The organism is Streptomyces sp. NBC_00207, from assembly GCF_045160965.1.
Taxonomy (GTDB): Bacteria; Actinomycetota; Actinomycetes; order Streptomycetales; family Streptomycetaceae; genus Streptomyces.
In genome coordinates this window covers 6,611,053-6,635,000 of sequence record NZ_CP130715.1, presented here as the reverse complement: position 1 = coordinate 6,635,000, position 23,948 = coordinate 6,611,053, and the positions used below count along the sequence as shown (strand labels likewise).

General features: G+C 71.3%; 20 protein-coding genes (1 of these 20 running past the window's edge). 7 read left to right on the top strand and 13 right to left on the bottom strand.

The window, feature by feature from the left end; genetic code table 11:
• The 3 genes from OG472_RS31430 to thyX all read right to left on the bottom strand — a co-directional run.
• Positions 1-387: the beginning of a ribonuclease J gene (locus OG472_RS31430; RefSeq protein ID WP_401613115.1), read on the bottom strand. The gene continues 1,299 nt to the left of window position 1, outside the view; the window shows 387 of its 1,686 coding nt (coding positions 1-387); it begins with the start codon at positions 385-387; its stop codon lies off the left edge, out of view.
• Positions 388-509: 122 nt separating this feature from the next.
• On the bottom strand, positions 510-1,409 hold the full coding sequence (gene dapA, locus OG472_RS31425; RefSeq protein ID WP_405942297.1) for a 4-hydroxy-tetrahydrodipicolinate synthase: 900 nt from the start codon (positions 1,407-1,409) through the stop codon (positions 510-512).
• Between the two features lie 229 nt (positions 1,410-1,638).
• Positions 1,639-2,379: an FAD-dependent thymidylate synthase gene (gene thyX, locus OG472_RS31420; protein ID WP_401613119.1), complete on the bottom strand. Its 741-nt coding sequence runs from the start codon at positions 2,377-2,379 to the stop codon at positions 1,639-1,641.
• Positions 2,380-2,592: 213 nt separating this feature from the next.
• Between thyX and OG472_RS31415 the strand changes: the two genes are divergently transcribed.
• Entirely contained in the window at positions 2,593-2,832 is a 240-nt protein-coding gene (locus OG472_RS31415; RefSeq protein ID WP_327416746.1) for a hypothetical protein, read from the top strand.
• 48 nt (positions 2,833-2,880) lie between these two features.
• Complete coding sequence (locus tag OG472_RS31410; protein ID WP_405832218.1) at positions 2,881-3,444, top strand: PH domain-containing protein; 564 nt, start codon at positions 2,881-2,883, stop codon at positions 3,442-3,444.
• Between the two features lie 35 nt (positions 3,445-3,479).
• Here OG472_RS31410 and OG472_RS31405 read toward each other — a convergent pair whose 3' ends face one another.
• The 6 genes from OG472_RS31405 to eccD form a co-directional block, all read right to left on the bottom strand.
• Positions 3,480-3,932 carry a hypothetical protein gene (locus OG472_RS31405; RefSeq protein WP_327416744.1) on the bottom strand — a complete coding sequence of 151 codons (453 nt, stop codon included), beginning with the start codon at positions 3,930-3,932 and terminating at the stop codon, positions 3,480-3,482.
• Between the two features lie 16 nt (positions 3,933-3,948).
• Positions 3,949-4,701 carry a 4-hydroxy-tetrahydrodipicolinate reductase gene (gene dapB / locus OG472_RS31400; protein ID WP_405832216.1) on the bottom strand — a complete coding sequence of 251 codons (753 nt, stop codon included), beginning with the start codon at positions 4,699-4,701 and terminating at the stop codon, positions 3,949-3,951.
• A 25-nt stretch (positions 4,702-4,726) separates the two neighbouring features.
• Positions 4,727-6,106 (bottom strand): M16 family metallopeptidase, encoded by a 1,380-nt coding sequence (locus OG472_RS31395; RefSeq protein ID WP_405832214.1) that lies wholly within the window; start codon positions 6,104-6,106, stop codon positions 4,727-4,729.
• Positions 6,103-8,325: a polyribonucleotide nucleotidyltransferase gene (locus OG472_RS31390; RefSeq protein ID WP_189973342.1), complete on the bottom strand. Its 2,223-nt coding sequence runs from the start codon at positions 8,323-8,325 to the stop codon at positions 6,103-6,105. The genes OG472_RS31395 and OG472_RS31390 overlap by 4 nt, the downstream gene beginning before the upstream one ends.
• Before the next feature lie 305 nt (positions 8,326-8,630).
• Complete coding sequence (gene rpsO, locus OG472_RS31385; RefSeq protein WP_030011220.1) at positions 8,631-8,918, bottom strand: 30S ribosomal protein S15; 288 nt, start codon at positions 8,916-8,918, stop codon at positions 8,631-8,633.
• Between the two features lie 182 nt (positions 8,919-9,100).
• Positions 9,101-10,621, bottom strand: a complete 1,521-nt coding sequence (eccD, locus tag OG472_RS31380; protein WP_401613126.1) for a type VII secretion integral membrane protein EccD — start codon at positions 10,619-10,621, stop codon at positions 9,101-9,103.
• A 195-nt stretch (positions 10,622-10,816) separates the two neighbouring features.
• Here eccD and eccCa point away from each other — a divergent pair, with 195 nt between their 5' ends.
• Positions 10,817-14,773, top strand: coding sequence for a type VII secretion protein EccCa (gene eccCa / locus OG472_RS31375; protein WP_405832211.1), 3,957 nt, complete (start codon positions 10,817-10,819; stop codon positions 14,771-14,773).
• A gap of 129 nt (positions 14,774-14,902) precedes the next feature.
• On the top strand, positions 14,903-15,148 hold the full coding sequence (locus OG472_RS31370) for a DUF397 domain-containing protein (protein WP_030708695.1): 246 nt from the start codon (positions 14,903-14,905) through the stop codon (positions 15,146-15,148).
• An 82-nt stretch (positions 15,149-15,230) separates the two neighbouring features.
• Here OG472_RS31370 and OG472_RS31365 read toward each other — a convergent pair whose 3' ends face one another.
• The 4 genes from OG472_RS31365 to eccB all read right to left on the bottom strand — a co-directional run bounded on the left by OG472_RS31365 (position 15,231) and on the right by eccB (position 18,991).
• Positions 15,231-15,539: a WXG100 family type VII secretion target gene (locus OG472_RS31365; protein WP_383563815.1), complete on the bottom strand. Its 309-nt coding sequence runs from the start codon at positions 15,537-15,539 to the stop codon at positions 15,231-15,233.
• Between the two features lie 45 nt (positions 15,540-15,584).
• On the bottom strand, positions 15,585-15,926 hold the full coding sequence (locus tag OG472_RS31360) for a hypothetical protein (protein ID WP_383563812.1): 342 nt from the start codon (positions 15,924-15,926) through the stop codon (positions 15,585-15,587).
• A gap of 216 nt (positions 15,927-16,142) precedes the next feature.
• Positions 16,143-17,399: a type VII secretion-associated serine protease mycosin gene (mycP, locus tag OG472_RS31355; RefSeq protein WP_405832209.1), complete on the bottom strand. Its 1,257-nt coding sequence runs from the start codon at positions 17,397-17,399 to the stop codon at positions 16,143-16,145.
• 11 nt (positions 17,400-17,410) lie between these two features.
• Positions 17,411-18,991, bottom strand: coding sequence for a type VII secretion protein EccB (gene eccB / locus OG472_RS31350; RefSeq protein WP_405832207.1), 1,581 nt, complete (start codon positions 18,989-18,991; stop codon positions 17,411-17,413).
• Positions 18,992-19,276: 285 nt separating this feature from the next.
• Between eccB and eccE the strand changes: the two genes are divergently transcribed.
• From eccE to OG472_RS31335, 3 genes are all read left to right on the top strand, one after another.
• Positions 19,277-20,557 carry a type VII secretion protein EccE gene (eccE, locus tag OG472_RS31345; RefSeq protein ID WP_405832206.1) on the top strand — a complete coding sequence of 427 codons (1,281 nt, stop codon included), beginning with the start codon at positions 19,277-19,279 and terminating at the stop codon, positions 20,555-20,557.
• Positions 20,554-21,252 carry a hypothetical protein gene (locus OG472_RS31340; protein WP_383563800.1) on the top strand — a complete coding sequence of 233 codons (699 nt, stop codon included), beginning with the start codon at positions 20,554-20,556 and terminating at the stop codon, positions 21,250-21,252. The genes eccE and OG472_RS31340 overlap by 4 nt, the downstream gene beginning before the upstream one ends.
• 108 nt (positions 21,253-21,360) lie before the next feature.
• A complete protein-coding gene (locus tag OG472_RS31335) occupies positions 21,361-23,892 on the top strand; it encodes an SCO5717 family growth-regulating ATPase (protein ID WP_405942296.1) in 2,532 nt (843 codons plus the stop codon).
• Positions 23,893-23,948: the final 56 nt, after the last annotated feature.

The window sequence follows — 23,948 nt, the reverse complement described above, 5'->3', positions numbered from 1 at the left end:
GAGGGTGTAGGGGCGGATGCGGTGCTCCTGGAGCTTCGCCTCGATGAGGGCCAGCGTCAGCTTGGAGCCGATCAGCGGGATGTCCGGCTTCTCCCGGAGGAGGTAGGGGACGGCGCCGATGTGGTCCTCGTGACCGTGCGTGAGCACGATGCCCTCGATGTCGTCGAGGCGGTCCCGGATGGACGAGAAGTCCGGCAGGATCAGGTCGATGCCCGGCTGCTCCTCCTCGGGGAAGAGGACGCCGCAGTCGACGATCAGCAGGCGACCGTCGAACTCGAAGACGGTCATGTTGCGGCCGATCTCGCCGAGACCACCCAGAGGGGTGACTCTGAGGCCGCCCTTGGGCAGCTTCGGCGGCGGACCGAGTTCCGGATGCGGATGGCTCAAAAGTGTCTCCTCACCACGCACGCCACGTACCCGGAAGGCACGTGGCGCGCATGTCATTCGTGCACTTGCTGTTGTCTGTTCTGTATTTGTTCGCCGTGCTTATTCAGTTGTGAAGTCTGTTGTCAGAGCTGTACCCCGCCGGCGGCAAGATCGATCTTGAGCTGCGCCGTCTCTTCGGCGGTCAGTTCGATCAGCGGGAGCCGGAGCGGGCCCGCGGGCAGGCCCTGCAGGTTCAGCGCGCCCTTGGTGGTCATCACGCCCTGGGTGCGGAACATGCCGGTGAAGACGGGGAGCAGCTTCTGGTGGATCTCGGCGGCCTTCTGGACGTCTCCGCCCAGGTGGGCCTCCAGCATGGCGCGCAGCTCGGGGGTGACCACGTGGCCGACCACGGAGACGAAGCCGACCGCGCCGACCGAGAGGAGCGGCAGGTTCAGCATGTCGTCGCCCGAGTACCAGGCCAGGCCGCTCCGTGCGATGGCCCAGCTGGCGCGGCCGAGGTCGCCCTTGGCGTCCTTGTTGGCAACGATACGGGGGTGCTCGGCCAGTCGTACGAGAGTTTCCGTCTCGATCGGGACACCACTGCGGCCGGGGATGTCGTAGAGCATGACCGGCAGCTCGGTGGCATCCGCGATGGCCGAGAAGTGCCGGTAGAGGCCCTCCTGCGGCGGCTTGCTGTAGTACGGCGTGACCGCGAGCAGGCCGTGGGCGCCGGTGCGCTCGGCCTGGCGGGCCAGCTCCAGGGTGTGCCGGGTGTCGTTGGTACCGATGCCGGCGACCACGTGGGCGCGGTCTCCGACGGCTTCGAGCACGGCTCGTACGAGGTCGTTTTTCTCCGCGTCGGTGGTGGTCGGCGACTCACCGGTGGTGCCGTTGATGATCAGGCCGTCGTTGCCTGCGTCCACCAGGTGGACGGCGAGCAGCTGCGCGCCGTCGAGGTCGAGTGCGCCATCCGCCGTGAACGGCGTGATCATGGCGGTGAGGACCCGCCCGAAGGGGGTCTGCGGAGTCGAGATCGGAGCCATGGGTAACACGCTACTCGCTGCCATGCTCGCGGTGTCCCCTCGGGGGACGTCAACGGGGTGTGCCGCCCGGCGGCGGCCGGGGGGAAGTGTTGGACGCCGGCACTGCCTGCTCGGGGGTTCAAGCAGTGCCGGGTCCGTTTGATCAGCCTAGATGAAGTTTACGAAACGTCGCAATACGGACACTTAGGACTTGACGCAGCACATCAGTACGCTGCGGGAGCAACAGGTCTTACGGGGCAACGCGCCCGTTGCCGTTGTAGGCCGCGTACGTGAGCGGCATGAGCTTCGCCCAGTGCTGCTCCATCTTCTCGCCGACCATCTCGATCTCCCGCTGCGGGAAGGACGGCACGGTCGCGAGCTCGTGCTGGGTACGCAGGCCGAGGAAGTGCATCAGCGAGCGCGCGTTGCAGGTGGCGTACATCGAGGAGAAAAGACCGACCGGCAGGACCGAACGGGCAACCTCCCGTGCCACGCCCGCGGCGAGCATCTCCTGGTAGGCCTCGTAGGCCTGCACGTAGGAGTCCTCCATGACGCGGCCGGTCAGCTCCTGCTGCGCCTGGGTGCCCTCGACGAAGACGTACTTGCCCGGGCGGCCCTCCTGGACCAGCTTGCGCTCGGCGTCGGGAACGTAGAAGACCGGCTCCAGCTCCCTGTAGCGGCCCGATTCCTCGTTGTACGACCAGCCCACGCGGTGGCGCATGAACTCGCGGAACACGAAGATCGGGGCGCTGATGAAGAAGGTCATCGAGTTGTGCTCGAAGGGGCTGCCGTGGCGGTCGCGCATCAGATAGTTGATCAGGCCCTTGGAGCGCTCCGGGTCCTTCTGCAGCTCCTCCAGGGACTGCTCCCCGGCCGTGGAGACGCGCGCGGCCCACAGCACGTCGGAGTCGGCGGCGGAGTGCTTCACCAGCTCCACCGTCACGTCACTGCGGAAGCTGGGTTTCAGATCTGAAGCGGCGGTCTCGCTCACCGGGGGTCCTTCCAAACGTGCGTTCCTGGGGCGCGCCCACTCTACGGCGCCCCTCACGGGTCCTCGCGCAAACGCCCGCGCACGGCGGACCCCCCACAGCTGACGCACAGCCATGAAATCTGGTGAATGTCCCGAAATCCGGCACCGATTGACCGGTTCGTTCGTCCTACATGACAGAACCCCCGCCCCACCATCCCTAGGAGATTCGCTCTGATGTTCCTCCGGCGCGAAGCCGTCCCGTTCGCTTTCGTCTCCGAGGCCGACCGTTTCCGAAGCAACGTCACTCCGCCGCCGCGCGAGCGTCTGAGCCGGACCCAGATGGCCGCCCGTAGTCTGGTCGGACTGACCGTGGTTGCGGGGCTCGCCGGCTCACTGCTCTTCGGTATGCCCGCGCTGCAGCCGAACAAGGCCCCGGAGAAGTCGCAGCAGTCGGAGGCGTCCGAGGGGCGGTAGCCTCACGGGCACAGTCCAACCGAACGTGCATGTGAGTGAGGTCCAGCCGTGCCCCTGCCCTTCCTGACGGCCGACGGCGCATCCGATGCGGATGACGACGACGAGGTCCTGGCCCATGCCGACCACGACCGCTGGCGCCGCCCCTACCGGCCCGGCCCCTGGCGCGTGGCCATCGCCGCGCTGCTGCTCCTGCTGTCCGCCTTCATGCTGCTGGCCACGATGATCATCGCCTTCGCGGGTGCGTGGGGCGGGGCCGGCGTCTGCCTGGCGGCCGCCCTCACGGTCGTCGGGTCGGCGGTGCAGACGCTGCGCGTGGGCGTGTGGGTGAGCCGTACGGGACTGCGCCGGGTGGGCTTCTTCATGACCCGCACGGTCAAGTGGAGCGAGATCGCCGAGGTCCGTACGGTGCAGCAGCCGGTGCGCTGGCTCGGGCTGCCGAGGACCGTACAGGGGCAGGCGCTCACGATGTCCGGGCGCGGCGGCGCGGAGCTGCCCGTGCCGGTGCTGCTGACCGACCACAACGCCGATTTCCTGTCGCGGGCCGAGGCCTTCGACCGGGCGGCCGACACGGTGGGTGCCTGGGTCGACGAGTACCGGCCCGTGCCCGCCTGATCCGCCGCAGCGCGCCCGGGAAGCCCGTACAGGTGTCAGACCTGTACGGGCTTCTTGTCGTGCAGGGCGATCGCCCGCTGCATGGCCTTGCGCGCCCGCGGGGTGTCCCGGGCGTCGTGGTAGGCGACCGCGAGCCGGAACCAGCTGCGCCAGTCCCCCGGCGCGTCCTCGGTCTCGGCCTTGCGGCGCGCGAAGACCTCGTCGGCGGAATCCCGCAGGATCCGCCCGTACGTGTCCCGCTCCAGCTCGTCGACGGGCAGTCCGCCCTCGGCCTCCAGCTCGGTCGCGAGGTGGTTGGCCCTGGTGACGAACTGCGTGTTCTTCCAGAGGAACCAGACGCCGATGACCGGCAGGATCAGCACGGCCACACCGAAGGTGACGGTGAGCCAGGTGCCGTGCTGGATCAGCATCAGGCCCCGGCTGCCGACCAGGACGAAGTAGACGACCAGGACGGCGGCCGTGAGGAAGTACGTGATCTTCGCGCGCATCGTGAAATCAGTCCGGTCAGCCCAGGTCGAGGAAGTGTTCCAGGCCGAACGTGAGGCCCGGGGTCTGCGTCACGCGGCGCGCGCCGAGCAGGATGCCCGGCATGAAGCTGCTGTGGTGCAGGGAGTCGTGACGGATGGTCAGGGTCTCGCCCTCGCCGCCGAGGAGCACCTCCTGGTGGGCCAGCAGCCCGCGCAGGCGGACGGCGTGCACCGGAACGCCGTCGACGTCCGCGCCACGGGCCCCGTCGAGGGCCGTGGCGGTGGCGTCGGGCTGCGCGCCGAGGCCGGCCTCGGCGCGGGCGGCCGCGATGAGCTGCGCCGTACGGGTCGCCGTACCGGAGGGGGCGTCGACCTTGTTGGGGTGGTGCAGCTCGACGACCTCGACGGACTCGAAGTAGCGGGCGGCCTGGGCGGCGAACTTCATGGTGAGGACGGCGCCGATGGAGAAGTTCGGGGCGATGAGCACACCGGTCTCCGGGGAGCCGGCGAGCCAGGTGTTCAGCTGGGCGAGGCGGTCCTCGGTCCAGCCGGTGGTGCCGACCACTCCGTGGATGCCGTGGCGGATGAGGAAGTCCAGGTTCCCCATCACCGAGGCCGGGGTGGTCAGCTCGACCGCGACCTGGGCGCCGGCCTCGGCCAGCATCTCCAGCTTGTCGCCGCGGCCGAGGGCTGCCACCAGCTCCATGTCGTCGGCGGCCTCGACCGCCTTGACCGCCTCGGCGCCGATGCGGCCCTTGGCGCCGAGGACTGCCACGCGCAGCTTGCTCATTTTGCTTCCTTACTCACGTACGGAACTAGGCGACCGCTTCGTCGAGACGGGCGGCCTGCTTCTCCTTCAGCGGGCCGATCACCGCGAGCGAGGGCCGCTGGGCCAGTACATCCTGCGCCACCGAGCGGACGTCGTCCGGGGTCACCGCGGCGATCCGGGCCAGCATGTCGTCGACCGACATCTGGTCGCCCCAGCACAGCTCGCTCTTGCCGATGCGGTTCATGATCGCTCCGGTGTCCTCCAGGCCGAGGACGGTGGAGCCGGACAGCTGGCCGATGGCCCGCTTGATCTCCTCGTCGGCCAGTCCTTCGGTCGCGACCTTGTCGAGCTCGTCGCGGCAGATCCGGAGCACGTCGTGCACCTGGTTGGGCCGGCAGCCCGCGTACACGCCGAAGAGGCCGGTGTCGGCGAAGGCCGAGGTGTACGAGTACACGCTGTAGGCGAGGCCGCGCTTCTCCCGGACCTCCTGGAAGAGCCGGGAGGACATGCCGCCGCCGAGGGCGGTGTTCAGCACGCCCAGCGCCCAGCGGCGCTCGTCGGTACGGGCGATGCCGGGCATGCCGAGGACCACGTGGGCCTGCTCGGTCTTGCGGTTCACCAGCTCGACGCGGCCGGCGGTGCGGATGCGCTTGGCTCCGCTGCGCGGGCCGATCGGCTCGGCGTCGGTGTGGCCGAGGGCGCCGGCCTTCTCGAACGCGGCGCGGACCTGGCGTACGACCTTGTTGTGGTCGACGTTGCCGGCGGCGGCCACGACGAGGTGGGTCGGGTCGTAGTGCTTCTTGTAGAAGCGGCGGATCCGGTCGGCGCCCAGGGCGTTGATCGTGTCGACGGTGCCGAGGACGGGGCGGCCCAGGGGGGTGTCCCCGTACATGGTCTGCGCGAACAGGTCGTGGACCATGTCGCCCGGGTCGTCCTCGGTCATCGCGATCTCTTCGAGGATGACGCCGCGCTCCGCGTCGACGTCCTCCTCGCGGATCAGCGAGCCGGTGAGCATGTCGCAGACCACGTCGATGGCCAGCGGCAGGTCGGTGTCGAGTACCCGGGCGTAGTAGCAGGTGTACTCCTTCGCCGTGAAGGCGTTCATCTCGCCGCCGACCGCGTCGATCGCGGAGGAGATGTCGAGGGCGCTGCGCTGGTGCGTGCCCTTGAAGAGGAGGTGCTCCAGGTAGTGCGTGGCGCCGTTGAGCGTGGGCGTCTCGTCACGGGAGCCGACGTGCGCCCAGATGCCGAAGGTGGCGGAGCGGACGGAGGGCAGCGTCTCGGTGACGACACGCAGTCCGCCGGGCAGGACCGTGCGCCGGACGGTGCCGATGCCGTTGCTGCCCTTGAGGAGGGTTTGGGTACGGGCGACGGCCCGCCCCTCCGAAGAGGGGCGGGCCGTCACACGGGAACTACGCGACATCACTTGTCGGAGTCGTCCTTGTCAGCGTCGTCGCCGGCAGCCTCGCCGTCGATCACGGGGATCAGGGAGAGCTTGCCGCGCTGGTCGATCTCGGCGATCTCCACCTGGACCTTGGTGCCGACCGCGAGCACGTCCTCGACGTTCTCCACGCGCTTGCCACCGGCGAGCTTGCGGATCTGCGAGATGTGCAGCAGGCCGTCCTTGCCGGGCATCAGGGAGACGAAGGCACCGAAGGTGGTGGTCTTGACGACCGTACCCAGGTAGCGCTCGCCGACCTCCGGCATGGTCGGGTTGGCGATCGCGTTGATCGTGGCGCGGGCGGCCTCGGCGGCCGGGCCGTCGGAGGCACCGATGTAGATGGTGCCGTCGTCCTCGATCGTGATCTCGGCGCCGGTGTCCTCCTGGATCTGGTTGATCATCTTGCCCTTGGGGCCGATGACCTCACCGATCTTGTCCACGGGGATCTTGACGGTGATGATCCGCGGGGCGAACGGGGACATCGCGTCCGGCGTGTCGATCGCTTCCATCATCACGTCGAGGATGTGGAGGCGGGCGTCGCGGGCCTGCTTGAGGGCCGCGGCCAGGACGGAGGCCGGGATGCCGTCCAGCTTGGTGTCCAGCTGGAGCGCGGTGACGAACTCCTTGGTGCCGGCGACCTTGAAGTCCATGTCGCCGAAGGCGTCCTCCGCACCGAGGATGTCGGTGAGGGCGACGTAGTGGGTCTTGCCGTCGATCTCCTGGGAGATCAGGCCCATGGCGATACCGGCGACGGGGGCCTTGAGGGGCACACCGGCGTTCAGCAGCGACATGGTGGAGGCGCAGACCGAGCCCATGGACGTCGAACCGTTGGAGCCGAGGGCCTCGGACACCTGACGGATCGCGTAGGGGAACTCCTCGCGGGTCGGGAGGACCGGCACGATCGCGCGCTCGGCGAGCGCGCCGTGGCCGATCTCGCGGCGCTTCGGCGAACCGACGCGGCCGGTCTCGCCGACGGAGTACGGCGGGAAGTTGTAGTTGTGCATGTAGCGCTTGCGGGTCACCGGGGAGAGGGTGTCCAGCTGCTGCTCCATGCGGAGCATGTTGAGGGTGGTGACGCCCAGGATCTGGGTCTCGCCACGCTCGAACAGCGCCGAGCCGTGCACGCGCGGGATGGCCTCGACCTCGGCGGCGAGGGTACGGATGTCCGTGAGCCCGCGGCCGTCGATGCGGACCTTGTCCTTGATGACGCGCTCGCGCACCAGGGCCTTGGTCAGGCTGCGGTAGGCGGCGGAGATCTCCTTCTCGCGGCCCTCGAAGGCCGGGAGGAGCTTCTCGGCGGCGATCTCCTTGACGCGGTCCAGCTCGGCCTCGCGGTCCTGCTTGCCCGCGATGGTCAGCGCCTGGGAGAGGTCACCCTTGACGGCGGCCGCGAGGGCCTCGTACACGTCGTCCTGGTAGTCCAGGAAGACCGGGAACTCGCCCTCGGGCTTCGCGGCCTTCGCGGCCAGGTCGGCCTGGGCCTTGCAGAGGACCTTGATGAAGGGCTTCGCGGCGTCGAGGCCGGAGGCCACGATCTCCTCGGTCGGCGCCTGGGCGCCGCCCTTGACCAGGGCGATGGTCTTCTCGGTGGCCTCGGCCTCGACCATCATGATCGCGACGTCGCCGTCCTCCAGGACGCGGCCCGCGACGACCATGTCGAAGACGGCGTCCTCGAGCTCGGTGTGCGTCGGGAAGGCCACCCACTGGCCGCGGATCAGCGCGACGCGGACGCCGCCGATCGGGCCGGAGAAGGGCAGGCCGGCCAGCTGGGTGGACGCGGAGGCGGCGTTGATCGCCACGACGTCGTACAGGTGGTCGGGGTTGAGCGCCATGATCGTCGCGACGACCTGGATCTCGTTGCGCAGGCCCTTCTTGAAGGACGGGCGCAGCGGGCGGTCGATCAGGCGGCAGGTGAGGATCGCGTCCTCGGAGGGCCGGCCCTCACGACGGAAGAAGGAGCCGGGGATCTTGCCGGCCGCGTACTGCCGCTCCTCGACGTCCACCGTCAGGGGGAAGAAGTCGAGCTGGTCCTTGGGCTTCTTCGACGCGGTGGTGGCGGACAGCACCATCGTGTCGTCGTCCAGGTAGGCAACGGCGGAGCCGGCGGCCTGGCGGGCCAGACGGCCCGTCTCGAAGCGGATGGTGCGGGTGCCGAAGGAACCGTTGTCAATGACGGCCTCGGCGTAGTGGGTCTCGTTCTCCACTAGCGTTTTCTCCATTTTCGTCGTCTCCGTCCGCCGCCCGTGTGGCGGTGGACGGTTGCGGAGAAGCGCTCCTGGCGTGCGGGCCGGTCTTCGATCGAAGCATCCGGTTCGTTGCCCCCCTGGGGCATTCCGGGTGCCACTACCGAGGACCGGCGGCGTGGGAGGGCGCTCCTCCTCTTCAGTTGTGCGCGTCTTCCTCAGACGCGCACGTGCGTCCGTTCCAGACTACAAAGGGTCCGGTCCGGTGCGCACGTACAGCAAAGGGAGCGGCCCCCTGATGTGGGAACCGCTCCCTTCACGGCGTGTTACTTGGCGCCGGCCGCACCGCGGCGGATGCCGAGGCGCTCGACCAGCGTACGGAAGCGCTGGATGTCCTTCTTGGCCAGGTACTGCAGCAGGCGGCGACGCTGGCCGACCAGGATCAGCAGACCACGACGGGAGTGGTGGTCGTGCTTGTGCGTCTTGAGGTGCTCGGTCAGGTCCGAGATGCGGCGGGAGAGCATCGCAACCTGGACCTCGGGGGAGCCGGTGTCGCCCTCCTTGGCACCGAACTCGGTGATGATCTGCTTCTTCGTAGCGGCGTCGAGCGGCACGCGTACTCCTCGTTTTAGGTCTTCGTTGCCACCGAGTGCCCCAGGTCTGAGTCTCTGGGGAGCTTCCGTAACTCGGGAGGCGGGGTCCGCTGAGCGCAGTCCACAGACCCTTGGGAGGTATCCGGGGGACGCGTACACAAACGGCCGTCACACAGCGTACCAGGCTGCCGGGACGCGGCGTCTCAGCTGGTGAGAGCGCGGGCCCGGGAGTAAACGTCCAGCACGGCCAGGGTCAGGGGGACCAGGCTGAGCAGGACCGCCGCCTCGGTGAGGTCGAGCAGCCTTCCCCAGAAGGGTGACAGACCCTTGCTCGGGATGACAAGCGCAATTCCCGCGAGGAGGGCCGCGCCGGCCGCGACGGCGGCGGTCAGCCAGATCGTCCGGAGGTCCAGGCCGCTGCGGTCCTGCTCGAGGACCAGGGCCTCGAGCAGGTCGACCGGCGGGTGCAGGGCCATGCCCAGGATCAGCAGGGCGATGGCGGCGAGGCCGGCGGCAAGGGCGCACACCACCTGGGAGGTGTAGCGGAAGAGGCGGGCGCGCAGCAGCATGGCGAGGCCGGTGGCGAGGGCCAGCAGGCGGCCCCAGGTGTTGTCGGAGAAGCCGAGGACGGCGGCGGACGCGACGGCGACGGCGGCGCAGCCGCCGACGAGGCCGAGGAGCATCTCGTGGCCGCGGCGGGCCTGGGCGGCGATCGCCTCGGCGTCGAGCGGGGTGCCGGCCGCCTCGTGCTGGTCGGAGCCGGACTGGTCACCGTACGGCTCGGTCTCGTAGCGGTCCGGGTTCTCCGCGTAGTCGGTGTACTCGTCCGTGGCGCTCTGCGGGGCCGCGTAGCCGATCGGCAGCCGGGCGAAGCGGGCGGAGAGGCCGGGGAGGAAGGCGACGAGCCCGATGGCGACGGGGGCGCAGGCTGCGGCGGTGTGGGTCGCGGACGCCTCGGTGGCGATGGCGGCGAAGGTGGCGAGCGTCCCGGTGGCGGCGACGAAGGTGGCCGCGACGAAGGGGGCGTCGCCACTGGGGGTGAGCGCGACCAGCGCGACGGAGGCGACCAGGACGCAGACGCAGCCCAGCAGGAACTGGAGCCGGCCGGGGCCGTCGCCGACGGCGGGGGCGATGATCCCGGAACCGGCGATCAGCAGGTGCGGGAGGGCGCCGAGGCCGAGCGCCACGGCGGAGAGGCGGTCGCGGTAGACGCGGGCCCGGACCCCGGCCACGGCGGTGAGCAGGACGCCGACGGCCCCGGCGATGATCCCGGGCAGGCCGTGCATGTCGTGGCGGACCGGGTCGGCGTACCAGAGGACGAAGCCGAGCATGACGAGCAGCAGGGCGGCGCCGGCCAGGCCCGCGCCGCGCAGCATGTCGTCGCTCCAGCGGTGCCGGTCGCGGACGACGGCGGAGGCGACGGCGTCGGACACGTCGTCGAACACCGCGGGCGGCAGGGACTCGGCGAAGGGGCGCAGGCTCAGCACCTCGCCGTCGAGGACCTGCTGGGCCGCGAGGGTGCGGGCGCCGTCGAGGACGGTGCCGGAGCGGCGTACGAGGTGGAAGCCGGTCGGGGCGCCCACGGGCTGGGTCTGGCCGGTGAGGCGCAACAGCTCGGGGTAGACGTCGGCGACGGCGATGTCCTCGGGGAGGGCGACGTCGATCCGGCTGTCAGGAGCCACGACGGTGACCCTGCAGAACCCCGTCGTTGCGGCCGTACTCACCTGTGTGACCCCCCTGGTTGGTGCGCGCACCGGCGGACGATTCGCGGATGCGCATGCTGCGCGCGCCACCCTACCGGGCGTCTGCCCTACTGTCGGCAAGTAGGATCACCGTCGCGTGGGGGAACCCCCTTCGCGCCCGGGACTTGGGGGCGCCGGTTATGACGTCCCGTCCGTTTTCGAGGGATTGATGCTCCGGTGAGCCAGATCGTCGTCAAACGCCCGCCGCGGTCCCTGCCGCCCGAGGTCCCCTCGGATGAGCTGAGGCTGGAAGCTCCGCCCGAACTTCCGCGCGGGCAGCAGGAAGGCATGCTGATGCAGCTCCTGCCGATGCTCGGCATGGGCTCTTCCGTCGTCTTCTTCTTCATGCCGGGCGCGGCACCCTTCATGCGCATCATGGGTGTGCTGATGCTCGTGTCGACCGTCGGCATGGTCATCGCCCAGCTGATGCGCCACCGGCGCGGTACGCAGGGGCAAATGGCCGATGTGCGCCGGGACTACCTGAAATACCTTGCGCAGACGCGCCGTCAGGTACGCAGGACCGCGCGGGCGCAGCGCGACGCGCAGCTCTATCTGCACCCGGCCCCGGAGCAGTTGTGGTCGGTGGTCGCGGAGGGTTCGCGGCTGTGGGAGCGGCGGGTCGGCGACCAGGACTTCGGGCAGGCCCGGCTCGGGCTGGGCGCGCAGCGGCTGGCGACCACGCTGGTGGCGCCGGAGACGGCGCCGGTGGACGAGCTGGAGCCGCTGACCGCGGGCGCGATGCAGCGTTTCCTCAAGGTGCACTCGTCGCTGGACGGGCTGCCGGTGGCGCTGTCGATCCGGGCGTTCTACCACGTGACGGTCTCCGGGGAGCCGGACTCCGCGCGCAGTACGGCGCGGGCGATGATCGCGCAGCTGGCGACGCTGCACTCCCCCGAGGACCTGATGGTGGCCGTGGTGGCCGCGCCAGGTGCCGTGCCCTCGTGGGACTGGACGAAGTGGCTGCCGCACACGCAGGTCCCGGGCCAGGTCGACGGGGCCGGTACGAAGCGGCTGTTCGGCGACGACCTCGCCGAGCTGGAGGGGCTGCTGGGGCCCCGGCTGGAGGGCCGTCCGCGGTTCAGCCGGGACGTTTCCCCGGTCCTGGACCAGCCGCACCTGGTGGTCGTGCTGGACGGCGGCATGGTGCCGCCGGACTCGGTGTTCGCGGCGGCCGAGGGGCTGCAGGGCGTCACCATCGTCGAGGTGGTCGCGGGCGAGCTGGACGAGCCGCGCGGCGGGCTGTCGGTCGTGGTGCGGCCGGGCCGGCTGCGCCTGGAATCGGGCGGCGGGGTCGCGTACGAGGGCGTCCCGGACACACTGTCGCTGCCCGCGGCGGAGGCGCTGGCCCGGCAGTTGGCGCCGATGCGCACGGGCGGCGGGGACGACGACGAGCCGCTGCTCGCCAACCTGGACTTCACGGACCTGCTGAACCTGGGCGACGCGGCCGCGGTGGACGTGGCGCGGACCTGGCGGCCGCGGTCGGCCGGTGAGCGGCTGCGCGTGCCGATCGGTGTCGGCGAGGGCGGCGCCCCGGTCATGCTGGACCTGAAGGAGGCCGCGCAGGAGGGCATGGGCCCGCACGGTCTGTGCGTGGGCGCGACCGGTTCCGGCAAGTCGGAGCTGCTGCGCACGCTGGTGCTGGGTCTCGCGGTCACGCACACCTCGGAGACGCTGAACTTCGTGCTCGCCGACTTCAAGGGCGGCGCGACCTTCACCGGCATGGGGCAGATGCCGCACGTCGCGGCCGTCATCACCAACCTGGCGGACGACCTCACGCTCGTGGACCGCATGGGCGACTCGATCCGCGGTGAGCTGCAGCGCCGTCAGGAGCTGCTGCGCTCGGCGGGCAACTACGCCAACATCCACGACTACGAGAAGGCCCGTGCGGCGGGCGCCCCGCTGGAGCCGCTGGCCTCGCTGGTGCTGGTCATCGACGAGTTCAGCGAGCTGCTGACGGCGAAGCCGGACTTCATCGACATGTTCATCCAGATCGGCCGCATCGGCCGGTCGCTGGGTGTGCACCTGCTGCTGGCCTCGCAGCGTCTGGAGGAGGGCAAGCTGCGCGGCCTCGACACGTACCTGTCGTACCGGATCGGTCTGCGGACCTTCTCGGCGGCGGAGTCGCGGACGGCGATCGGCGTGCCGGACGCCTACCACCTGCCGTCGGTGCCCGGTTCGGGCTACCTGAAGTTCGGTACGGACGAGATGACCCGCTTCAAGGCGGCGTACGTGTCGGGCACCTACCGCTCGGGCGGGCCGGACCTGTCGGTGGGGCTGTTCCCGGTGGAGCGGCGTCCCGCTCTGTTCACCGCGGCTCCGGTGCCGGTGGTGTACGCGGCTCCGGACCCGGCGTACCTGGCGGCGCAGACGCCGCGGGAGGACGACGCGCTCGCGGACACGGTGCTCGACGTGATCGTGGGCCGGCTGGAGGGGCAGGGGGTGCCGGCGCACCAGGTGTGGCTGCCGCCGCTCGACCAGGCTCCGCCGCTGGACCAGCTGCTGCCGGCGCTGGCGCCGAGCGCGGAGCGCGGGCTGCACGCGGACGGGTACACGCGGCCCGGCGGGCTCGTGGTGCCGCTCGGCCTCATCGACAAGCCCTTCGAGCAGCGGCGCGAGGTGCTGTACCGGGACTTCTCGGGTGCGGCGGGCCACATGATGGTCGTCGGCGGTCCGCAGTCGGGCAAGTCGACGCTGATGCGGACGCTGATCTCCTCCTTCGCACTCACCCACACCCCGCGCGAAGTGCAGTTCTACGGGCTGGACTTCGGTGGTGGCAGCCTGTCGGCGGTGGCCGAGCTGCCGCACGTGGGCGGGATCGCCTCGCGTCTGGACCCGGAGCGGGTACGGCGCACGGTCGCGGAGGTGGGTGGCATCCTCAACCGCCGCGAGGAGTTCTTCCGCGCGAACAACATCGACTCGATCGGCACCTACCGGCGGCGCCGGGCGGCGGGCGACCTGCCCGGTGAGCCGTGGGGCGACGTGTTCCTGATCGTCGACGGCTGGGGCAACTTCAAGGGCGAGTACGAGGGCCTGGACCAGATCGTCACGGACATCGCCGCCCGCGGTCTGGGCTACGGCATCCACGTGGTGATCACGGCGGCGCGCTACATGGAGGTCCGGGCCGCGCTCAAGGACCAGATGCTCAGCCGGCTGGAGCTGCGGCTCGGCGACACCATGGACTCCGAGTTCGACCGGAAGGTCGCGGCGAACGTCCCGCCCGGGATGCCGGGCCGCGGCCAGGTGGCGGAGAAGCTCCACTTCCTCGGCGCGCTCCCGCGGATCGACGGCTCGCACGAGGCCGGGGACCTGTCCGAGGCCACGACGGCCTTCGTGGAGGCGGTGAAGCAGAACTGGTCGGGCCAGGCGGCTCCCGGCGTACGGCTGCTGCCGCGGCTGCTCCACTCGGACCAGCTGCCCAAGGGCGGGGAGTTCCCCGGCCGCGGAATCGCGATCGGCATCGACGAGAGCGACCTGGAGCCGGTCTTCGTCGACTTCGAGACCGACCCCTTCCTCCTCGTGTTCGGCGAGAGCGAGTCGGGCAAGACGAACCTGCTGCGGCTCATCGCCAAGCAGATCTCCGAGCGCTACACGCCGGACCAGGCGCGGCTGGTCGTGGGCGACTACCGGCGGAGCCTGCTCGGGGCGCTGCCGGAGGAGCACCTGCTGGAGTACGCGCCGATGGCGAGCTCCCTGCAGATGCACATGGAGGCGCTGGGCGGGGTGTTCTCGCGCCGGCAGCCGCCGACCGACGTCACCCCGCAGCAGCTGCGCGACCGCAGCTGGTGGACGGGCCCGGACGTGTACATCGTGATCGACGACTTCGACCTGGTGGCCACCAGTCAGGGCAATCCGCTGGCGCCGCTGGTGGAGTTCCTGCCGTTCGCGCGGGACACGGGCGTCCGCTTCATCATCGCCCGCAACTCGGCGGGGGCCTCGCGTTCGATGTACGAGCCGTTCATGCAGCGGATCAAGGAGCTGGGCGCGCAGGGCATCGTCCTGTCCGGCGACCCGTCCGAGGGCGACCTCGTCGGCACCGTGCGGCCGCGTCCGATGCCGCCGGGCCGGGCGTACTTCGCCTCGCGCAGGCGGGGGACGTCGCTGGTGCAGCTCGGGCGGATGCCGGGCCACATGTGATCGCCTTCCCGGTGGCCGGACCCCTGTCGGGGCCGGCGACCGGGAAGGATCGGGTGGAAACCTCTCCCGGCCGGCGGCGCAGCACCGATAATCGGCGGTGAACACGCGCCACCGAGGGAGAGGCCACCCATGGGCACTCAGCAGGAGAAGGACGAGCTGTACGCGCTCGACATCAGCGGCGTGGAGTGGGAGGGGCCGCCCGGGACCAGCCCGGACGAGGAGCGGGTCGAGATCGCCCGGCTTCCCGAGGGGGCGGTGGCCATGCGGTCCTCGCTGGACCGGGACACGGTGCTGCGCTACACGGCCGCCGAGTGGGAGGCCTTCGTCCTGGGGGCCAGGGACGGCGAGTTCGACCTCGACCGGCACCGTCCCTGAGAGGACCGCAGGACAACGTCGAAGGGGCGCGCCCGGTGTGGGCGCGCCCCTTCGGCGTGTGCGGACCTGTCGGCGACCGGGCTCAGAAGGCCTCGGTGAACAGCTGCGAGGCCTTCTTGTCGGTGGCGCGGTAGTCGTCCTTGCCGCGCTCGATGAGCTGGGCGACCTTCTCCAGCATGTTCTTCATGTGGTCGGCCTTGTCACGGTACTTCTTCTGGAGATCGACGTACTGGCCGTGCGCCTCGCCGTCCCAGGTGTCCGTGACGACCGCCACTGCCCGCTCCATCGCGTCCAGGTCCTCGATGATGTGCCTCGAGACCTGGCGGAGGCGGTTGGCCATCTGCTGGACGCTCTCATACCGGACCTTAGTGTGGCCGTCGTCGGCAGCCATGTGCTTCTCCTTCTCGCTGAGCGGGTTACCTGAAAACGGCGTGGGTCAGATGCTGTTGAGGCCGGAGTTGTTTGAACTGTAAGCCTGGATCCCCTGCCTGAACGCCGCCTGCACCTCGTCGTCCTGGGCGTTGGTCAGGTTCTTGGTCTGGGACACCGCGTTGTGCAGGACGCGGAGCAGACGACGGATATCGTCGTGGTCAGCGTTCAGCATCACCTGGGCTCGCTTGAACCCGTCGGCACCGACACCGGTCCAGCCGGCACTCACAGTTTCGAGGATGTCGGCCATCTCGCGGGCCTGCCTGGAGACGGCAGTGGCCGTCTCTTCGATCTTGGTCTTCGCCTTGACAACCGGAGTGTCTGCAAGTCCGAAAGTGTTCGTGCTCATACGAAGCTCCTCACTTCTCAATTCGCCGGCGGAACCGGCGGATTGCGTGGCGGAGCGGACGTGGCCCCGGCGCGGTTTCGAGCCACGCGCCCTCGGGCGTCCCTCTCCGCTCCACGCGATCCCCCGATCACACTCGTGAAGCCTGGTGTCACTCTAGCCAGTTCAGCGCCCAGTCCCAACACCGGTAGGGCGCTTCCGTTGATGAACTGTGACCGTTCACTGCAAACGGCGTCGGCGACCGCGTGCATCCCGGATCACCGTCGCGGTACCCGCGATGACGGCGATCAGGACGGCGCCGATGCCGAGAGCGTACGTCCCGAACCGTTCCTGACGCTCCTGGGCCGTCTCGGTGAGCTGCAGCGCCGCCGCCTCGGGGGCCTCCGCCGGGGGCGGGCCGGGGTCCGGGACCGGGGCCTTGGGGGCCTCCTGGTCGTGGCTGAGCGCGCGCACCGGGTCGACGATGCCCCAACCGACGTAGTCGTCGTGGCCGTTGACCGACCGTTCGGCGGTGTTCTGGATCTGCCAGACGATCTGCTCGGCGGTCCAGTCCCCGTGCTCGGCGCGCAGCAGGGCGGCGACGCCGGCGACGTACGGGGCGGAGAAGCTGGTGCCGTTGTCGATGCACTGGCCGAATCCGGGGACGGTGGACACCATGTCGACGCCGGGCGCCGCCACCCCGATGAAGTCGCCGGGCTGGGAGAACGGGGCGCGCTCGTTGTTGCGGTCCGAGGCGCCGACGGCGAGCACTCCGGGGAAGGCCGCCGGGTAGGTCTTGCGCTTCTCGCCGCTCATGCCGTCGTTGCCGGCCGAGGCCACGACGACGACGTTGGCGGCGAGCGCCTTCTGGACCGACTTGCCGAGCTCGGAGTCCGGCGACAGCTGTGCGTCGGTGTCCTGGGAGATGTTGATCACTTGGGCGCCCTTGGACACCGCGTGGTCGATCGCCTGGCTCAGGGACAGGGCGTTGCCCTTGCCCTGCCCGTCGTTCTGCCGGATCGGGATGATCGTGGCGTCCGGGGCCAGGCCGACGAAACCGGTGCCCTCCTGGGGGCGGGCCGCGATCAGCCCGGCGACCTTCGTGCCGTGGCCGACGGTGTCGCTCGTGCCGTCGCCGCCTTTGGGGTCGACGAAGTCCTTGCCGGCTCCCGTGTCGATAGCGCCGCTGAGCTGCGGGTTCACCCGGTCCACGCCGGTGTCGATGACGGCGACGCGGACACTGGCGCCCTTCTTGTCCTTGCCCTTCGTCTGCGCCCAGAGCTCGTCGAGCAGCAGCCGCTGCAGGGCCCAGGGTCGGTCCGCGATCTGCTTCTTCATGGGGAAGGTGCACTCCCCCGCGCCGTCCGGGCGCAGGGCGTACGGGGCGTGCGGCGCGGGTGCTTCGGCCGCGGCGGCCGCGCCCGCGCCACCGGAGACCAGGGTGAGGGCGAAGGCCGCGGCGAGGAGCGCGCTCCTGGGCGTCTGGTGCTGGGGCATCGGCGGCTTCCTCACGAACCCTGGGGCTGACGGGCGGAGTTGGTGTCCAGGCGCGGGCCCTTGGAGAGGAACTCCGACCAGGCGATGGGCACCATGGCCGGGGTGATGCCTCCGTAGCCGAGCCGGACCTGCGCCTGGCTGGCCTCGGGGCGGCCGTCGGTGCCCCCCTTCGCCTGGTCGGGCGCGCCGATCTTCGACTTCTCGGCGTCGCTGTCGCCGTTGGCCTGGACGGCGTACCGCAGACCCGTGTCGGTGACCAGGAAGAGGGAGCCGCCGGCCGAGGTCTGCTTGCCCTGGACCTGCGTGTAGAGCAGCCCCGAGCCCGGGGTGACGTACGCGCTGGTGCCGCTGGCGGTGATGTCGATGGGGAAGCCGGTGCCCGCCCAGGTGCTCAGGGTCTGGTTGCCCTGGCCGTCGACCGAGCGCAGGACGTTGCAGACGGTGTCGCGGTTGTTGGCGCCGCCGACCGTCTGGGTGCCGGCGGCCGGCGCCGTCTGGTTGATCCGGTCGGACTTCTCCTGCGGCCACTTGACTTCGCCGGCGAAGGGGGCGGGGTCCGGGTTGAGCGACTGGAGGTCGACCTCGCGGGCCTTGCCGTGCATGTTGAGGCCGTCGGTGGCGGGCGCCGAGATGAGCAGCCAGGCCACGAAGTCGGAGACCGGTGCGACCTTCCCCGGCAGCACCACGTAGTGCTGCGCGCCGGAGCCGGTCTGGGCCTTGAGCACCATGCCGACCTTGTTGTCGGCGGTGGTCAGGCCCTTCACGTCGGCGCCGGCGCCGGCCTTGCCGGGGAGCGGCGGGAAGGCCAGGTCGTCACCGGAGTTGAGGGTCCCCAGCCATTCCGGGGTGACCTGCTGCGGGGTGGCGCCGGTGCCGACCAGGGCGTTGGTCATGGTTCCGGCGGCGGGCGTGCCCTCCGGGAACTTGTACTTCGTCCCGGTCCAGTCGACCAGGTAGCGCTCCTTGCCCGGACCACTGCTCTGCACGTACAGCGACTGGGTCTCGGTGAGCCTGCGGGCGTCGTCCGTCTTGGCCGCCTCGCGGTCGGCGAGGACGAAGGTGGCGGTCTGCACGCCGCGGCCGTTGCCGCCCGGCTGCTGGCAGACGGCCCAGCGCTTGGCCTTGCCCGCGTCCTCCTTGGAGGGGAGCCGGTCGGGGGCGTACTGGATGCCGATGATGGGCCCGCGCGGCGGCTTGCCCTTGTCGAGGACCTTGTCCTCGACGGTGATGACCTTGAACTTCTGCGGATCCAGGAGGAGTCGGGCGGAGGCGAGGTTCAGCACCGGGTGCAGCCGGGTCTGGTCCTTGCCATCGACCTTCGTGGTCAGGACCACGTAGCGGGTCGTCGAGTCCTTGCCGACGATGACCCTGGTCCCGGGCTCCGCCCAGCCCTTGGGCGCGGTCGGCTTGAACATGCCCCAGGCGCCGAAACCGGCGAGCACGAGCGCGCCGACGACCAGGCCCGGCAGGACCGCGCGCAGCGGGCGCGGCGCACCCTCCTCGGTCCCCGTGGCGGATGGCTGGAGGAACGCGGCCACCGTGCGCCGCTTCGCAAAGGTGTACGCGTTGAGCTCATCACGTCGTGATGCCATGACCGCCTGTTTCTCCCCGAACGGCCCGGCCGGTGAGTACGGTCCCCGGGCCTCGATTGTCGGACCGGGCACCTACTATGCCTCTTGACGGACGGTATGCACGGGCCGGGTAGGGTGAGGCAGCCGCTCAGCGCCTCCCGCACCGGGGTAATCAGGGCTTGTTGAGGTGGATTGGGGAGATTCCGGGGTCGTGCGGCACGTGTCGCACAGCGCCCGGACTCATGGGTCCTGGCCCTGGGGGCACCACCCAGCGTGGCTGGGGAAGAGAGGGGAAGTGCGCGAGTGATGGCAACCGCGACGGAGCCGCAGACCGGCGCACCCGCGCCCGCACCCGCCCGTGGCGGGGTGACGCCGCAGCCGAAGTCGAGCCCCGGCCGCTTCGGTCCGTTCCGACTGCAACAGCTCGTACTGCTCCAGGTTGCGGCGGCCGCGCTGCTGGTGGCCTGGGTGGTCGAACCGATGCTGCTGGTTCCCGTCGGCGTACTGGCGCTCGTGCTGGTGGTGCTCGCGGTCGTACGCCGCCACCAGCGCTCCCTGCCGGAATGGATCGGCAGCGCGCTCGCACTGCGTTCGCGGCGCGGCCGTGCCGCATCCCTCGTCGTGCCCGCGGGCACCGAGCCCGGGCTGGCCCCGCTGGTCGAGGCCGATCCGGCGCTGCGCACGCTCACGTTCAGCGACCGGGAGCGGCGTCCGGTCGGGATGATCGGCGACGGGACCTTCCTGACCGCGGTCGTCCAGGTGGACACGGACGCCACCGCGCTGCGGCCCGACCGGGCGGCGCGGCCGCTGCCGCTCGGCCTCGTACGGGACATCCTCGAAGTGGACGGCATCCGGCTGGAGTCCGCACAGCTGGTGCAGCACACCCAGCCGGCGCCGGCCCCGCACCTGCCGGCCCAGTCGATGGCCACCCGCAACTACGCGCCGCTGCAGGCCCGGACCGGAACTCCTGCGGTGCGGCTGACCTGGATCGCCCTCAAGCTCGACCCGGAGCTGTGCCCCGAGGCCGTCACCGCGCGCGGCGGCGGGCTGCAGGGGGCGCAGCGGTGCGTGGTGCGCGCGGCCGACCAGTTGGCGAGCCGGCTGGCCGGGGCCGGGTTCACCGCCACCGTGCTGACCGAGCAGGAGCTGACGGCGGCGCTGGCCACGTCCTCGTGCGCGAACCCGATGGCGATCACCCAGGCCGGGCGGTCGGCCAGTACCGGGCGGCGCACGGAGGAGACCCCGCGGACCTGGCGCTGCGACGACCGGCGGCACACGACGTACTGGATAGGCCGCTGGCCGCAGCTGGGCGGCGCGGGAGCGGCGGCGCTGCCGCAGTTCGTGGCGCTGCTGACCTCGCTGCCCGCGCTCGCCACGAACTTCAGCCTGACGATGGCCCCGGCGGAGCGACAGGGCGTCACCCTGACCGGACACGTACGGGTGACGGGGCGCAGTGACGAGGAACTCGTCGTGGCCCGACGGGAGTTGGAGAGGACAGCGCGGGGTGTGAAGGCCGGGCTGGTCCGGCTCGACCGTGAACAGGTGCCGGGGCTGCTGGCTTCGCTGCCGCTGGGAGGGGCACGATGAGGGGCGGTTTCGGGCTGGTCGGCCCGCGACGGGAACGGCACGTGGTGCCCGCAGCGGACCTGGACGCGCTGGCGCTGCCCGTCGGGGACGACGGGGTCGTCATCGGGGTGGACGCCGAGGGGCGGCCCGCGGTGCTCGGCATCAACCGGCCGACTCCGTACGAGGTGACGCTGATCGGCGGCCTGTGGACGGCGCAGGTCCTGGCGCTGCGCGCGGCGGCCACGGGTGCGCGGGTGGCCGTGGAGACCGGGCGCGGCCAGGTGTGGTCCGGGCTGGCCCAGGCGGCGGGCGGCGGGCAGCAGTGCGTGACCCTGCACGAGGTGGGCCGGGTCCCGCCGCAGGGTGCCTCGGCGGGCAGCCCGGTACTGGTGGTCCGCGACTGCGGGATGCGGCCGCCGCGCGGGCGCGTGGTGGCCGGGCCGTGGCAGTCGGTGCTGACCCTGCTGCCGTATCTGAGCCCGACGGCGCCGCGGTTGCTGCAGCAGTCGGCGCTGGTGGGCGTGCAGCGGGTGTCCCCGGACGAGGCGGAGCAGATCGGCCGCCTGATGCAGCTGCCGCGGCAGGCGGTGGCCTCCCTGCCGACGCTGGGCGACGGAGTGACGCTGTGGTGCACGCCACGGGACCGGCAGTTCGTGATGACCCAGGGGACGGAAGCGGAGACGGGCCTGCTGGGCGGGGCCCGGCGCATCGACTGACCACGGGCCCCCTGAGGGGGGCGGACAGTGATGTCAGGGCGCGATTAGGCTGGGTGCGGGCGCGGCGAGGTGGGCGCCGGACCGGTGTTCGACAGACCAGGAGGACCAGTGAGCGGCGATCGGAACGAGAGGCGCGGCGGGACGTGGGACGTCCCGACGGACGATCAGTCCGACGCGGAGCCCGAGCTGACGGGCGAGTTCACCATCGACTACACCCCGCCGGCCTGGTACACGCAGAGCGCGGCCCCGGCCGCGCAGGTGCCGGGGCTCCCCGAGGGCAGCGGCTTCGAACCGCACCACCCGTCGGACGTGATGCCGCCCTCGACGATGCGGATGGCTCCGTCGGCCCAGCGGACCCCGTCCGACGGCGCGGGCCTGCCGGCCCCGTTCCCGGCGCCCGCACCGGCCGAGGACATCTCCGCGTATCCGGCCCCGACGCCGTTCGAGGTCCCCGCGCCGGCGCCGGTCGACGTCGCCCCGGCGTACCCGGCACCGGCCCCGTTCGAGACGGCCCCGGCCCCGGCTCAGGCCGACGCCGCCCCCGCATATCCGGCCCCGGCCCCGATCGAGGCCCTGGCTCCGGCTCCGATCGACTTCCCGGCTCCGGCTCCGGCCGACGCCGCCCCCGCGTATCCGGCTCCGGCCCCGGTCGAGGCTGCTTCCCCGGTTCCGCCGTACACGGCTCCTGACCTGGACCCGGCCCCTGTCGAGGCTCCGGCTCCGGCGGAGGCCCTCCCGGCCTACCCGGCACCGGCAGCACTGGAGGCACCTGTTCCGGCTCCGGCCGACGCCGCCCCGCCCTCGTACTCGGCACCGGTCGAGAACGGGCTGCCCGCTCCCGACGCCCCGGCCCCCGTCGCGCCGTTCGGCGCTCCCGGCGAACCGGCTCCGTCGTACGCGGCTCCCGCCCTGGGCCCGGCCGCTGCCGACGCTCCGGCACCGGCTGACGCCCTCCCGGCGTATCCGGCCCCGGTCGAGGATTCTCGGCCCGCGCCCGACGCCCCGGCGCCGTTCACGGCTCCCGCGCTGGAGCCGGCCCGGGTCGAGCCCCCGGCTCCGTTCTCGGCTCCGGTCGCCGACGAGCCCGGCGCCGACGCGGTCCCCGTGGTGCAGGCCTCCTCCGGCGGCTGGGCCGGTCCGCAGGACACCCCCGCCGACGGGGTGCCCGTACTGCCTTCCGCCGAGCAGGCCCCGGCCCCGGTACAGGCACAGGCCGGCGGGGACACCCCCTTCGGAAAGCCCAACGGTGAACTGCCTCCGCTGCCGCCCGCGTTCGCGACGCAGGACGCCTATCCGTTCCCGCCGCCGGCCCCCGCCCCGCAGCAGCAGCCGCAGCCGTACGACCCCCGCTCCGCCGGGCAGTGGCCCGTGGGGCCGGGCCAGCAGCAACAGCCGCCGCAGCCCCAGCCGCACGACCCGCGCTACTCCGCCGGCCCGACCGGCGGCGGGGCGCCGCTGGGCTACACCGCCGCGGTCGAGCTGTCCTCCGACCGTCTGCTGCGCAACAAGCAGAAGCCCAAGAACAACAACAACGGCGTCGGCGGCCGTTTCCGCTTCGGCGGCAAGGCGGCCGAAGCGGAGCGCCAGCGCAAGCTCGAGCTGATCCGCACCCCGGTCATGTCCTGCTACCGCATCGCCGTCATCAGCCTCAAGGGCGGCGTCGGCAAGACCACGACCACCACCGCGCTCGGCGCCACCCTCGCCACCGAGCGCCAGGACAAGATCCTGGCCATCGACGCGAACCCCGACGCCGGTACCCTCGGCCGCCGCGTGCGCCGCGAGACCGGTGCCACCATCCGCGACCTCGTCCAGGCGATCCCGTACCTGAACTCTTACATGGACATCCGCCGGTTCACCTCGCAGGCGCCCTCCGGTCTGGAGATCATCGCCAACGACGTGGACCCGGCCGTCTCCACGACCTTCAACGACGAGGACTACCGCCGCGTCATAGAGACGCTGGGCCGCCAGTACCCGATCATCCTCACCGACTCGGGCACCGGCCTCCTCTACTCCGCCATGCGCGGAGTCCTGGACCTGGCCGATCAGCTGATCATCATCTCGACCCCGTCCGTGGACGGTGCCAGCAGCGCCAGCACCACCCTCGACTGGCTCTCCGCGCACGGGTACGCCGACCTCGTCTCCCGCTCCCTCACCGTCATCTCGGGGGTCCGCGAGACGAGCAAGATGATCAAGATCGAGGACATCGTGCAGCACTTCGAGACCCGCTGCCGCGGTGTCGTCGTGGTGCCGTTCGACGAGCACCTCGCGGCCGGCGCCGAGGTCGATCTCGACATGATGCGGCCCAAGACGCGCGAGGCGTACTTCAACCTCTCCGCGCTCGTGGCCGAGGACTTCCTGCGGGCCCAGCAGCAGGCCCCGCAGGGGCACTGGGGAGCGCCGCAGCAGCCTCAGCAGTCCCACCAGCCCCATGCCCAGCAGCCGCCGCAGCCGCAGCCCCACCAGCAGCCGCAGCCGTACGGCCAGCCCCAGGGCCAGCCCCCGTACCAGCAGCCGCCGCAGCAACCGCAGCCCTACGGCCAGCCCTACCCGCAGCCCGGCCAGCCCTGGCAGCAGCCCCAGGCCCCGCAGCAGCAGCCGCCGCAGCCCCAGCAGCCCCCGCGCGATCCGCGCCTCGGCTGACCGGCACAACAGGAAGGGCCCGTACCGCGCCCGGACGGATCGGATCGAGAAGGATC

Excerpts from the sequence above, each read along its gene's own strand:
- OG472_RS31340 (WP_383563800.1), top strand. The coding sequence starts at position 20,554 with ATGAGGGGCGGTTTCGGGCTGGTCGGCCCGCGACGGGAACGGCACGTG.
- OG472_RS31405 (WP_327416744.1), bottom strand. The coding sequence starts at position 3,932 with ATGCGCGCGAAGATCACGTACTTCCTCACGGCCGCCGTCCTGGTCGTC.
- OG472_RS31415 (WP_327416746.1), top strand. The coding sequence starts at position 2,593 with ATGTTCCTCCGGCGCGAAGCCGTCCCGTTCGCTTTCGTCTCCGAGGCC.
- OG472_RS31360 (WP_383563812.1), bottom strand. The coding sequence starts at position 15,926 with ATGAGCACGAACACTTTCGGACTTGCAGACACTCCGGTTGTCAAGGCG.
- dapB (WP_405832216.1), bottom strand. The coding sequence starts at position 4,701 with ATGAGCAAGCTGCGCGTGGCAGTCCTCGGCGCCAAGGGCCGCATCGGC.
- eccB (WP_405832207.1), bottom strand. The coding sequence starts at position 18,991 with ATGGCATCACGACGTGATGAGCTCAACGCGTACACCTTTGCGAAGCGG.
- eccE (WP_405832206.1), top strand. The coding sequence starts at position 19,277 with ATGGCAACCGCGACGGAGCCGCAGACCGGCGCACCCGCGCCCGCACCC.
- OG472_RS31370 (WP_030708695.1), top strand. The coding sequence starts at position 14,903 with ATGGGCACTCAGCAGGAGAAGGACGAGCTGTACGCGCTCGACATCAGC.
- dapA (WP_405942297.1), bottom strand. The coding sequence starts at position 1,409 with ATGGCTCCGATCTCGACTCCGCAGACCCCCTTCGGGCGGGTCCTCACC.
- OG472_RS31365 (WP_383563815.1), bottom strand. The coding sequence starts at position 15,539 with ATGGCTGCCGACGACGGCCACACTAAGGTCCGGTATGAGAGCGTCCAG.
- mycP (WP_405832209.1), bottom strand. The coding sequence starts at position 17,399 with ATGCCCCAGCACCAGACGCCCAGGAGCGCGCTCCTCGCCGCGGCCTTC.